This window comes from Tyzzerella sp. An114 (assembly GCF_002161055.1).
GTDB lineage: Bacteria > Bacillota > Clostridia > Lachnospirales > Anaerotignaceae > Fimicola > Fimicola cottocaccae.
Genome location: NZ_NFLT01000011.1, coordinates 50672 through 64538 on the forward strand (window position 1 = coordinate 50672; position 13867 = coordinate 64538).

Sequence of the window (13867 nt, forward strand, 5' to 3'; positions counted from 1 at the left end):
TTAAAATATTTATCTGAAATGCAAAAAAGGAAACTGTCTTTTTTAAAACAGTTTCCTTTTTTATTATATTTCTTTTGTTTCACCGTTTATACTTATAGTTTCATTTTCTTCAATAGGTATCATTACATATTTTATGCCATTTATAACATCTGTTTTTACATCTTTTTTGTGAGCTGTCTTTATAACAAGACTGTTTTCTTTTTCTTCTGTTCTTATTTCCTCTAATTTTTTTGTAAGATTTACAACTTGATTTTGTAAAGCCTTTTCATTTCTTCTTTTTTCAGCTAAAGCAAGAGTTTTACTGTCAATGAGATTTTCAGCAAGAGGAGCTTTATCTCCAAATTCAGCTCTGTATATATTTTCTATTTTTTCGGCAGTTTCTTTTGGGATATCAATGTCACATACAATGTCAGCTATATTATCAGCTGTGAGAGTAATTTCTTCCTTATTATATATATTTGTGTTTTCTTCAACAACAGCATTTATACTTTCCTGTATCTCCATAAATATATCTTCTGTTTCTTCATCATCGCCACCTAAAGCATGAGAAACTATATCTTTAAGCATATTTTTTTGTTGTGTTGAAGTTTTTTCCTCGTTACAGCCTAAAGCTGAAACCATAAAATCAGGTTTTGGGTCTTTAGGATTTTTTGTATAATACATTACAGAATGAATATCAGTAGAACGGTCAGAGAAAGCCGGAAAAATAAAACCTGTATCTGGCATACCTACAATTTTATCTCTAAATCTTGCTCCAATTCTGTTTTCACTTTCAATATAGCTTAAACCAGCTTTTGTGACATCAACAGGACATATAGCACATAATATGTAATCAAAAACAGTTTCAGACTCATCAAGAGCATTGTTATCTGTTGTTTTTGTTATAACATCATATGCATCCTTAAATAAAAGTATTAGATAATTTTTTTCTGTTTCATATGTATCAATTATTACATCATAAAACATATTTAATATATCATCATTTTTAAGTCCACTGTCTTTTAAAGCCATAAAAAGACCTCGTTTTCCCTCTGATGTTTCTTCAGATTGTTCGAACTTAAGTTCGAGAATATTATTACCAACTGTACCTGATAAAGTTTTCTTTGCAATATCAAGATATTTAAAAAGTTCTTCTTCCTCTAAATTTAAAAAAGTTTCAGAAAATGTCAAAACCTTGTTTTTATTGATATCTACATAACAACCACACATTTTTGTAAAAGTACATTTATCTTTTTTTAATCGTCTTTTAAGTTCAAGTACATCTTTTTTTGTCATAAGTTTTTCCTCCTCGCTATTTGAATATTATAACGTATGTTCGTATTGTTTTCAACAATTTTTAAAATACATATATTTTAAGATTTTTGTAAACTTATTAGTTATAATATATGGTAAAATAAATTTATATTATATTTAGGGGGGATAATATGGTTTTTTGCAGTATTGAGTTTGTAAGTTTCTTTTTACCTCTTTTATTTGCAATATATTTTGTTATACCTGAGAAATTAAGAGGAATAAGAAATTTTGTACTTCTCATATTCAGCATAATTTTCTATGGCTGGGGCGGACCTAAATTTATAATACTTATGGTTGTTTCAGTTCTTATAAATTATATATGTGGTATATTCGCTGGAAGAAGATTTAGAAAGGAAGCAAGAAAGGGAGCAGTATTTTTTGCGGTATTTTGCGGAATAGGGCTTTTATGTTACTTTAAATACAGCGGATTTATTGCAGAAATAATAAATTCTTTAGGGGTTGTTGTTCCTATTCCAGAAATAACATTGCCAATAGGTATATCATTTTATACTTTTCAGGGTTTAAGTTATGTTATAGATGTTTATAGAGGACAAGCTGAAGTTCAAAAAAATCCTTTAAGATTAGCTTTATATATTTCTCTTTTTCCACAGCTTGTAGCAGGACCTATTGTAAGATACTCAACTGTTGAAGGTGAGATTGGAAAAAGACATGAGAATGTAAAGGATTTCTCAGAGGGTGCAGTAAGATTTATGTTTGGATTTGCAAAAAAAATGCTTATTGCTAATGGAATGGGCAGTGTAGCTGATGGTATTTTTATACAGACATCAAGCCTTTCAGCTTCTCTTGCATGGGTTGGAGCTATTGCCTATACTTTTCAGATTTATTTTGATTTTTCAGCTTATTCAGATATGGCAATAGGTCTTGGAAAAATGTTTGGTTTTCATTTCTTAGAAAACTTTAATTATCCTTATATTTCAAAAACTGTAAATGAATTTTGGAGAAGGTGGCATATTTCACTTTCAACATGGTTTAGGGATTATGTCTATATTCCTTTAGGTGGAAATAGAAAAGGTGTAAAAAGAAATATTATAAATTTACTTGTTGTATGGTTTTTAACAGGACTTTGGCATGGAGCCAGTTGGAATTTTATATTTTGGGGATTATGGTTTTTTATAGTACTTATAGGAGAGAAGTATCTTTGGGGAGATAAACTTAAAAATCTTCCATCATTTGTTGGACACATATATACAATGTTTGTTGTTATAATAAGCTGGGTTCTTTTTAGATGTGTTACAATGTCAGAAACGGCTATGTTTATAAAAGCTATGTTTGGTGGAGGAAATGGACTTTGGAGCAATCAAACTTTGTATTGGCTTCTTCAATATAGATATGAATTTATAATAGCTTTCATATTCTCAATGCCTATAAAAAATATTATTCAGTTGGCATTTTTCAAGAGAAGGAAAAAAGCATTTTTCAGACTTGCTTTAAACTGGTGTCCTATTTTTATAGCTCTTGTATTATTTGCTATTTCATACATAGAGCTTGTTTCAGGTTCATTTAATCCTTTTATATATTTTAGATTTTAGGAGGCAGATTTTATGAAAAAAGTTTCAAAACTATTCTGTATATGTGCCTTTGTATTTTTTATATCAATTACAGGAGTTGCAACGGTTTTTTCTGTAAAGTATGATTATTCTTTCTATGAGAATAGAAATCTTGCTCAGTTACCTAGATTTTCAAAGGAGTCATTTATATCAGGAGAGTATTTTGAGGGTTTAGGCAAGTATCTTGAAGACCAATGTGAGGCAAGAGAGGTTTTAATGAAAATAAATACATTTGTAAATATGAAAATATTGAAAAGACCTGTTGTTAATGACATTGTTGTAAAAGATGATATTTTACTTCCTTTTAATAACTTTGAAGTTGTAGACCCTTTATATATTGAAAACAAATCAAAAATAAATGCTGATAATGTATCGGCAGTAAGGGATATTGCAGAATCATATGGTGGTAAATATTATTATATAGCTGTACCATGTCAGTATGCATATTTTGAAGATAGATATCCCGATTATTTGAATAATCGAAAAGAGTTTACAGATACAGAACTTGTTTATACTAAAAATCATATGGCAGAAAGACATATAAATTATATTGATATGGGTGTAGTATTTGATAAAATGGGAAATCCGGAAAGTATGTGGTCAACAACAGACAACCATTATACAATGAGTGGAGCATATACTCTTTACACTACAATTATAAATGCTATAAATAATACAACAGATTTTAATTTAAAACTTCCTACAAATATACGTTTTCAAAATATTGAAAATCCATATTTAGGTTCAAGAAATAGAAAACTTTTTGGAATGTATGATACTGATGAGAAGTTATTATATGCAGATTTTGGAGAACCCTTAAGTCTTTCAAGAACTAATGATGGAAGATATTCTTCTCCTACTGTTTATAAAATGCCTGAAAATAAAAATGAATTTATAACTTATGATTTTTATATGGGTGGAGATGTAGGAGAAACTATAATAAAAACTGAAAGACCTGATTTGCCTTCTGTTTTAATATACGGTGACAGTTTTACAAATCCTTTAGAGTCTCTCATGTATTATAGTTTCAATGAAATGCGTTCCCTTGACCTTAGACACTATAACGATAAAACTTTATCACAGTATATATTGGAATATAAGCCTGATATAGTCATATGTGTAAGAGATTATGAGTCAATGTTATTTGATGAAGGAAATGGAAGAGCTGTTGATAGAAAATATGATAAATAACTCTATAAAAAGCATTGTTTTTATAACAATGCTTTTTATTTTTGAATTGACATAATGTAGATAAAAGACATATAATTAAATAATGTAATATTATAGTTTTTTAAAGAAGTTTAAGGAAGGATTGTTATGATTTCCACAGAGATTTTTTATGAAAAACAAAAAAATGGAATAAAGATTACAGGCATAAAGGGGAGAGTTTCTGAAATACGTATACCTGATACTATAAATGGTATAACTGTTTCTGAGATAGGAGATTATGCTTTTTATACTGAAAATGAGTTTTTGCCAAATGATAAAGAAGATGAAATTTCATATATATTCATAGAAGGTGAAAAAGATTGTGAAAGCGACGAAGGAGAAGCTATAAAACGCATATATATTCCTGACACTGTTACAAAAATAGGAAAATATGCTTTTTGTGGTTGTAAATATTTATACTATATACATTTACCTGAAAATCTTGAAAATATTTCAGAATATATGCTATCTGGTTGTGAGTCTTTGGAAAATATTTATATACCTGAAGGTATACAGAATACAGAAAGCTATGCTTTTCATAATTGTAGAAATATTAAAAGTATAGATATTCCTGAAGGCTGTAAGTCTGTTGGAAACTATGTTTTTTATAATTGTAGAAATATTGAGAGTGTTGTTTTACCTAAAAGCCTTGAGAAGACAGGTACAGGAATGTTTTTAAATTGTATAAGACTTAAATATATAACTTTTGGAAAATATATAAATGTGGCGGATATTATAGCGCCTCTAACTCAAGAATTACATATAATAGTTGATTTTGATTATGGGCAAAGAGCAAAATTAGTTGTTCCTGATTTTCAATATGAGTATATAGAGGATACTCCCGCAAGACTTTTTCATCAAGTAAATTATGGAACAGGTCATATATTTCATCAGTGTATAAGAAATTCTGGTATTGATTTTAGACATTATGACTCATATTTCTATCTTACAAAACGTGAAGATGGAAATGTTATGGTAATGCTATTTGCCATGTATCGTTTGGAATATCCTTATAAACTTACTGATGATAAAAAGCAAATATATTTAGACTATATAAGAGAAAATATAAAGTTTACATCAGAGTATTATATATCTTTGGGAGATGTTGAAAAAATAAAACTTTTAACAAAATGGGGACTTTTTGATGAGAAAAGTGCTGATTATGCCATGAAATTTTCAGGTGAAAATGGAAAGACTGATATAACATCTTTTATTATGGACTATTGCCATAAAAATTTTAAAAGCAATAAAACTAAAACATTTGAACTTTAAGGGGTGATGAATTTGAATGAAACCCACAGAAAACTTATTGAAGTAGGAGAAAAAATATTAAAATCATCAAGGAATGAACTTTATATATCAATGCGTTTTCTTGATACAGCTTTAAGTGGACTTTCCTATGAAATGAACCTTTCAACACTGTATACAGGTACAGACGGTATAAAAATATTGTATAATCCAAGATTTTTAACGGATAAATATTTGTCTGATAGAATACTTGTAAATAGACTTTATATGCATATGATACTTCATTGTATATTTAGACATCCTTTTAACAGAGGAAAAAAAAATGAAGAACTTTATAATATTGCCTGTGATATTGCCGTTGAGTCTATAATAGATAGTTTACCTTTTAAATGTCTTAAATTAACTGTTTCTGATAAAAGAGTTGAAGTTTATGAAAGACTTAGAAGGAAACTAAAGGTTTTGACTGCTGAGGGTATTTATGAGAAATTAAAAGAAGAAAATTTATCTGTAAGAGAAATTGCAAAATTACAGCTTGAGTTTAGAGAATGTGACCATGTTTTCTGGCAAAATGATGATGATAAAAATAATAATGATAATCAAAATGATAGGGACAATGATAATAATAATGAAAACAATAGTCAAAATGAGTTATCTAAAAAATGGCAGGATATAAGCGAAAAAACCCAAACAAACCTTGAAACTCTATCAAGAGATATAGGAGATATGGTTGGAGATATTATTTCTTATTTAAAAGTCGAAAATCGAGAAAGATATAACTATAAAAGATTTTTAGAAAAGTTTGTAACTTTAAGTGAAAATATTCATATAGATGATGATTCTTATGACTATATATTTTATACTTATGGTCTTAATATCTATGGTAATATGCCTCTTATAGAGCCTTTAGAGTATAAAGAAGAAAAAAAGATTGAGGAACTTGTGATTGCTATTGATACATCTGAATCTTGTGAAGGAGACACAATAAAAACTTTTTTAGAGGAGACATATTCTATACTTTTAAATAATGAAAGTTTTTTCAGAAAATTTAATGTACATATAATACAGTGTGATGCAGGAATACAGAGAGATTTTAAAGCTCAATCAAAAGAAGATATAGAAAGATTTATGGATAACTTTCAAATTTCAGGAATGGGCGGAACAGATTTTAGACCAACATTTGAGTATGTTGAAAAACTCATTGAAGAGGGAGAATTTAAAAATTTAAAAGGGCTTATATATTTTACAGATGGTTGGGGTGTTTTTCCGAAAAAAATGCCTTCTTTTGAAACTGCTTTTGTTTTTATAGATGAAGAATACAATGACAAGACTGTACCACCATGGGCATTAAAAGTTGTTTTAGGTAAAAATGATATTTTAGAAAGAAGGGATTAAATTTTGAATATAAAAAGAGCTAAAGAGGAAATTAAAAATACTGTAAAAGCCTATCTTGCAAAAGATGAATTTGGAGAATATATTATACCTTCTGTGAGACAGCGTCCTATACTTCTTATGGGTGCTCCTGGTATAGGAAAGACTGCTGTTATGGAGCAGATTGCAGGAGAGTGTTCAATAGGTCTTGTATCTTATAGTATAACTCATCATACAAGACAGAGTGCTGTTGGATTACCTTTTATAAGTAAAAAAATATATGGTGGCAAAGAGTATTCTGTAACAGAATATACTATGAGTGAGATTATAGCATCTGTATATGACAAAATAACAGAGACAGGTTTTAAAGAGGGTATACTCTTTATAGATGAAGTAAATTGTGTATCTGAAACTCTTGCACCTTCAATGCTTCAATTTTTACAAGCAAAAACATTTGGTACACATAAAGTGCCTGAAGGCTGGATTATTGTTACAGCAGGAAATCCACCAGAATATAATAAATCTGTAAGAGAATTTGATGTTGTAACTTTAGACCGTATGAAGGTTATAAATGTTGAGCCAGATTATGATGTTTGGAAAGAATATGCATGGAGAAAGGGAATTAATGGTGCTATACTTTCATATTTAGATATAAAGAAAAGTAATTTTTATATTATGGAAAATACTGTTGATGGCAAACGATTTGTAACTGCCAGAGGTTGGGAAGACCTTTCAACAGTCCTTGATGTTTATAAAAAACTTGGAATTAAGGCTGATGAAAATTTTGTTTATCAATATTTACAGCATAAAAAGACAGCTAAAGATTTTGCAAATTATATTGAGCTTTATGAAAAATATCGTACAGATTATAATATATCAAATATATTAAATGGAAATTATAGCGATGAAGCTGTTAAAAAGCTTGAAAATGCACCTTTTGATGAAAAACTTAGTGTTATAGGTCTTATATTAAGTAGTCTTTCTGAAAGCTTCAGAGAGTCTTTTGTGGAAGATTTACACACAGAAAGACTTTATACAGTACTTAAAGAAATTAGAGATAAATTTCAAAGTCCATATTGTAAAGATACAGATTTCAAATCAATTATTGAAACTGTTATTGATGATGAAAAAGCTGTTTTTGACCATAAGAAAAAAACAAATCTTATAGACAAAACAGAATCAAAAGCCTATAACATGACAATAGAAAATCTTGAAAATTATATAAATGGTGCTTTGAAAAAAGACCTTTCGAATAAAGATGATGTTTTCCAATATATAAAAGAAGAGTTTTCAAATGTTGTCGAAAATCGTCAAAATATTATTAATAATACATCAGAGTTTTTAAATAACGCTTTTGGATTTATTGAAAAAACATTCGGTACTGGTCAAGAAATGGTTATATTTATTACAGAACTTACAGCTAACTACTATAGTGTTAAGTTTATAAAAGAAAATGGCTGCGATAAATATTTTGAGTATAACAAAGAATTGCTTTTTGATGAAAAAGAAAAATCAATAATAAAAGATATAGAGAACGCAAAAACAGAAATTAATTTGCTTTTCTAAAATTTTTAAAAAGCCTCCTTTTTTGGAGGTTTTTTTATTTTTTAAAATAAATTTGATAATTGATGAATATATTTATAAAAAAACATTGTGAGGTTTTATTTATGAATAATGGGAAAATAATTGAAATTATCAAAAAAAAGGCTGAGTACATAGGAGTTTGTGTTTGTTTACTTTTAATAGCTGTTTTTGCAGGAAAAAGAACAACAGTTCAAGTTTTTAACCAACTATTTGCTGAAAATGAAAGGAAATTGCCTATATACTGTGTTGATACTCCTGAAAAGAAAGTAGCTATAAGTTTTGATGCAGCTTGGGGCGCTGATGATACAGATGAACTTCTTAGAATACTAGATGAAAACGATGTTAAAACAACATTTTTTATGTGTGGTTATTGGGTTGAAGATTATCCAGAGGAAGTAAAAAAAATTGCTGAAGCTGGTCATGATTTAGGAAATCATTCATCAACTCATCCTCATATGAGCCAGATGTCGAAAGAACAAATTAAAAATGAACTTATGACTGCCCACGAAAAAGTTAAAGAGCTAACAGGTCAAGATATGTTTCTTTTCCGTCCACCTTTCGGAGAGTATGATAATAAAGTTATAGAAGCTGCTGAGGAATGTGGATATTATACAATACAATGGGATGTTGATAGTTTAGATTGGAAAGAATATGGAGTAGAACATGAAATAAGTCAAGTATTAAACCATAAACATCTTGGTAATGGTTCAATAATATTATTTCATAATGATGCTAAATATACACCAGAGGCCTTAGATAGTATAATAAAAGGTCTTAAGGAGAATGGGTATGAAATAGTTCCTTTATCTGATCTTATAATAAAAAATGATTATCATATTGACCATGAAGGTCGTCAAATAAAGAATTAATATAAAATAAACAAAAAAGGCGGTTAAAAAACCGCCTTTTTTATTAATTAATCATTATAATCAGATTCAATTTCAAGTATAGCACCAGTTTTTGCATTTATTTTACATTCATATTCAATTCTTCCTAAACGAATTTCAAATTCATATACAAGCTGGCCATCATCATAATCCATTTCATATTTTACAAAATAGTTATCATTATCATTTAAGCCTATATATTTTAAAATAACCTTTTTAGCTTCGTCAATAGATAATGTTTTGTCACTGTTAGATGTATAGTTTTCTGCGTCATAGTCGAAATCAATTATTTTTCCTGTTGTTGCATCTATTTCGTAATCATATTCATTATTTCCTTTATAAAATTCTATTTCATATATTTTTTTCCCGTCTTCATAATTAATTTTTGTTTTTACGAATTTAACATTATTTGATTTAAGACCAGCATGGTTAAGAGCTATTTCTTTAGCTTTTTCAAGACCTATATCATCGTTAATTTCAGGTTTAGTCCAATTATCTATATTATAGTCGTGATCTAAAACTTTTCCTGTTTCTGCATCTATTACATAGTCATATTCTCTTTCATTTGAATAAAATTCAATATCATAAACCCATTCGCCATTTACTTTATTTAATTCCGTTCTTACGAATTTAACAGTATTTTCTGTTTCAAGGGCATGTTTCAAAGCAAGTCTCTGAGCTTCTTTTCTTCCTATATAACCACTAGATATTTCTTCTTTATCGACAGTTTCAAAGCTATCAGCATCAGTAACTGTAAAGTCTCCATTTAATGTAACAATTTTATCTGTTGCATTCCATAATACTTCTTTGTTCATTATTTCTCCAATTGAACGAAGTGGAAGATATGTACTTCCGTTATAAAGGATTGGATAAATTCTAGTTCCATTAGCGGAATAGAAAGTTTTTTCTATATCATCAATTATTATTGTAAAATCTTGTCTTTCTTGTATTATAATATTTTTTTTAGCTATATCAGGATTATCTTTATTTGATGATGTAGCATCTCTTTTTCCACTTATAGTAATAGTTTTATTATCCTCGTCCCAGTTAACATTTTTACCCATAATTTCACCTATTGCACGTAAAGGAAGATATGTACTATCCTTATACAATATAGGATATGCAGCATCGCCATTTGCTGTTTTGAAATTAATTTCACTGCCATCAACTATTATTGTAAAGTCAGGTCTAAGCTGTGCATCTTTTGAAGAAATGGCTTCATTTGCTATTATAGGTATAGCTGTTGTAATAGTTAATATTGCAGTTGTTATAAATACAAAATGCTTTTTCATAAATACTCCTCCTTTTTATTATGGATTAGTAATTGATTTATTTATTATATTATAACATATAGTTATTTTTATTACTATAAGCACATTATTTTTGAAATAAAATTGTAACGATTTTAATCTGTTTTAAGATTATTTTCTTTTATAAGTCTTAAAGCTATCATCTTATTCATATGTTTAGCTATAGCTATTGTAGTTTTACCATTACTATAAATACTATGATCTCCTTTTCCTTTACGCACAAATACATATCCATTTTTTTTGAGTATTTCTTTAAATTCTCTTATGTTATATGCCCTTGGACGGTTACTCATAAAAATCCTCCTTAATGAATTGTATTGTGCTAAGTATGTATATTATTAATTATATCAAATAATTTTAATTTGTGTATTATAGTTTGATTTTTGTTATATAAATATTTCTTTTATAAATAAAAAGTTTAATTATAATTTCTCTTTAAGAGTTCTATTTCATATGCATATCCTGAAAGTTCGTTAGGCGTTTCAAGATAAAAAGGAAGTTTTCTTAGTAATGGATGATTTATTATTCTTTTAAAAGCTTCTAAACCTATATAACCCATACCAATTTTTTCATGACGATCTTTATGGCTTCCAAAAGGATTTTTACTATCATTTATATGTATAGCTTTTAATTTATCAATTCCTATTATGGAATTAAATTCCTCTAAAGCATTATCGAGATTATTAACTATATCATATCCAGCATCATACATATGACAGGTATCAAAACATATACCGATTTTATGTGATAGATTAACATTATCAATTATAGCTTTAAGTTCTTTGAAATTTTTTCCTATTTCAGTACCTTTACCAGACATAGTTTCGAGAAGTATAGTAGTTGTCTGTTCTTCTTTTAAGATATTATTTAATACATCAGAAATCAGCTCAATTCCTTTTTCTTTACCTTGACCTACGTGGCTTCCTGGATGAAAGTTATACATATTGCCTGGTATATATTCCATTCTTTTAAGGTCGTCTTCCATTGTCATAAATGCAAACTCTCTTATTTTATTATCAGCAGATGCACAATTTAAAGTATATGGTGCATGGGCTAGTATTTTTGTAAAGTTATTTTCATTCATTAATTTTAATAGTTTATTTATATCATTTTCATCTATATTTTTAGCTTTACTTCCTCTAGGATTTCTTGTAAAGAACTGAAATGTATTGGCATTTATTTTCAATGCTTCTTTACCCATATTATAAAATCCTTTTGATGAAGATAGATGACAGCCTATATTAAGCATATAATATACCTCCAAAATTTTATTTTTAAATATTATACCTTGTTTTATATAGTTATTACAATATTGTACTTTTAAGAAAGGATGTTCGATATATTCTGATGATTTAGTGAATTTTGCAAAATTTTTAAAAAATGAGCAAAATTTTTAAAATTAAAATTTAATTTTTATTAATGATGTACATATATATTTTTTTAATAAGCTGTAGTCAATTAAATTGACTACAGCTTTAAAGTCTATAAAATTCATAAGAACATATGTTTCTATATTATCCTTTGATATATAAAGAGTTTTAAATAATAAAATAATATTTATATGTTATATAAAAATAAATTACTTATTATTCCATTGTTTAATAATTAATTTTATCTTATAATAGTATAAACTAAAGGAGGTTTTATGACAGTGAAAAGAAAAATACTTTCAATAATTGCATTTTCAATGATTTTTAATAACACTGTAATGGCAGGGGAAGTAATGACGAATGCTATTATAAATGGCTCTACATCTTCTTTCAGACCTAATCCTGTGTATAATATTAATCCTTACAATATATCTACTTATGCAGGAGTAGGAGAAAGTGGAATTCTCAAGCTTTTTTCTAAAAACCAGATTATAGAGTTGCCTATAAATTCACCTCTTTATAAAATAAATGAAGGTTATAAAGATAGAATAGTAAATAAAAATGGTGTATGGGGAATAGAACGTAATGTTGGTGTATATGAATTTACAGGTGCTGAAAACTGGGAAGTATATTCAAAAAATAGTTATAAAAATGATAACACGGTAGCTTTTATATGTGATTCACCAATAGATACTAATATACTTAATGGTATGTGTACACATTTTGATATACTATCTGATAAAGAACAAAAAACATCGATATATGATGCATTATCATTTTCTACAGATGGTAGTAAAATAATAATGCGTTTTATGAATGTTAGAAATATTAAAACTGTTGAAAATATAAAAAATTTTCTTTACAGTCAAAATATTACAGGTTCTTCAGTAAAACTTTTTTATTTTCTCAATACACCTACTTTTGAGGTCTTTGACGATGATATTCAATTAAAATTAAACGATGCTTTTTATAGCGATAATATAAACAGTTTAGGCTTTTCTGATAAAAATCTTAAAACCATAGATTTTTCGGACAGTGTATCACTTAATACAAATGTATTTAATTCAAATACTTTAGGAAATGAAAAACTTGACAGATTTTTTACTGGTGTAACTGATTTAAAAATATATAATAGTGGAAATGAGAGATATTTTATAAATGGCATAAATTTAAGCAATACAGGAATAGAAATATCTATAAAAGATAGTGATAATATAGTTTATAAAGGTATAATTAAGTATTATAATTCTAATTTTATAAATGATAAAAATACAGAAATTATATTGAGAAGTGATAGTAAAGATACTGTAATTCGCATGCTTATAAATCTTTCAAAGGTAAAAATACCTTTAGAAAATATATATACAAACAGTTCAGAGCCTTTAAAAGAAAGTTGTAAATCTCAAATAGAAACTGTTGTACCTGATAAGGTATATTATACAAGAAGTGGAAACACAGAAATATATTTGAGTAATACAGTTATTTCTGGTGGAAGTACTGCAAATTCTGAATTTAAAGTGACAGCTAATAATTATAGTTATATCTTTGATAAAAATAAAATTGTACCTATTGTAGAAGAAGAAAATTTAATTATAAATTATACTTTAAAAGGTGAAAAAAATTCACCTATTGAATTTGAATATGTGCCAAATAAAGAAATAAACAGAGAACTTAATATTATGTTTTTAGGAGATAGTCTTATAAATCAAGATTATTATTCAAAATATGTAAAAGAAATGTTTCAAGCTGATGGTACAAATATAAATCTTATAGGTACAAGAGGAACAGAGGATAATAGACATGAGGGCAGAGGTGGTTGGTCTGCTTATAACTATTGTAATAGTTTATCATATGCTGGATATACAAATTCATTTCTTAACAACGGTAAATTTGATTTTAAATATTATATAGAAAGTAATAACCTTGAGACACCTGATTACATTGTATTAAACTTAGGTATAAATGACCTTAATCTTGATGGTCATAATAGTTATGATGAGATTTTTACTAATTTTGATACTATAATAAAT

General features: G+C 27.4%; 11 protein-coding genes. 7 read left to right on the forward strand and 4 right to left on the reverse strand.

Features of this window, described 5'->3' with window-relative positions:
- Positions 1–63: 63 nt before the first annotated feature.
- On the reverse strand, positions 64–1275 hold the full coding sequence (locus tag B5E58_RS10030; RefSeq protein ID WP_088109531.1) for a DUF4317 domain-containing protein: 1212 nt from the start codon (positions 1273–1275) through the stop codon (positions 64–66).
- Between the two features lie 149 nt (positions 1276–1424).
- Between B5E58_RS10030 and B5E58_RS10035 the strand changes: the two genes are divergently transcribed.
- The 6 genes from B5E58_RS10035 to B5E58_RS10060 all read left to right on the forward strand — a co-directional run bounded on the left by B5E58_RS10035 (position 1425) and on the right by B5E58_RS10060 (position 9139).
- Complete coding sequence (locus B5E58_RS10035; RefSeq protein WP_088109532.1) at positions 1425–2843, forward strand: MBOAT family O-acyltransferase; 1419 nt, start codon at positions 1425–1427, stop codon at positions 2841–2843.
- Positions 2844–2855: 12 nt separating this feature from the next.
- Entirely contained in the window at positions 2856–4052 is a 1197-nt protein-coding gene (locus B5E58_RS10040) for a hypothetical protein (protein WP_088109533.1), read from the forward strand.
- 126 nt (positions 4053–4178) lie between these two features.
- Positions 4179–5342: a leucine-rich repeat domain-containing protein gene (locus B5E58_RS10045; RefSeq protein ID WP_088109534.1), complete on the forward strand. Its 1164-nt coding sequence runs from the start codon at positions 4179–4181 to the stop codon at positions 5340–5342.
- Positions 5343–5348: 6 nt separating this feature from the next.
- Positions 5349–6710 (forward strand): vWA domain-containing protein, encoded by a 1362-nt coding sequence (locus B5E58_RS10050; RefSeq protein ID WP_088109535.1) that lies wholly within the window; start codon positions 5349–5351, stop codon positions 6708–6710.
- A gap of 3 nt (positions 6711–6713) precedes the next feature.
- Entirely contained in the window at positions 6714–8252 is a 1539-nt protein-coding gene (locus tag B5E58_RS10055) for an ATP-binding protein (RefSeq protein ID WP_088109536.1), read from the forward strand.
- Positions 8253–8353: 101 nt separating this feature from the next.
- Positions 8354–9139, forward strand: coding sequence for a polysaccharide deacetylase family protein (locus tag B5E58_RS10060; RefSeq protein WP_164493555.1), 786 nt, complete (start codon positions 8354–8356; stop codon positions 9137–9139).
- Positions 9140–9186: 47 nt separating this feature from the next.
- Here B5E58_RS10060 and B5E58_RS10065 read toward each other — a convergent pair whose 3' ends face one another.
- From B5E58_RS10065 to B5E58_RS10075, 3 genes are all read right to left on the reverse strand, one after another.
- Entirely contained in the window at positions 9187–10449 is a 1263-nt protein-coding gene (locus B5E58_RS10065; protein WP_088109537.1) for a PepSY domain-containing protein, read from the reverse strand.
- Positions 10450–10562: 113 nt separating this feature from the next.
- Positions 10563–10760 (reverse strand): type II toxin-antitoxin system HicA family toxin, encoded by a 198-nt coding sequence (locus B5E58_RS10070; protein WP_088109538.1) that lies wholly within the window; start codon positions 10758–10760, stop codon positions 10563–10565.
- A gap of 125 nt (positions 10761–10885) precedes the next feature.
- On the reverse strand, positions 10886–11716 hold the full coding sequence (locus B5E58_RS10075; protein WP_088109539.1) for a deoxyribonuclease IV: 831 nt from the start codon (positions 11714–11716) through the stop codon (positions 10886–10888).
- Between the two features lie 396 nt (positions 11717–12112).
- Between B5E58_RS10075 and B5E58_RS10080 the strand changes: the two genes are divergently transcribed.
- On the forward strand, positions 12113–13867 hold a 1755-nt coding region (locus B5E58_RS10080; RefSeq protein ID WP_143597255.1), incomplete at its 3' end, for a hypothetical protein.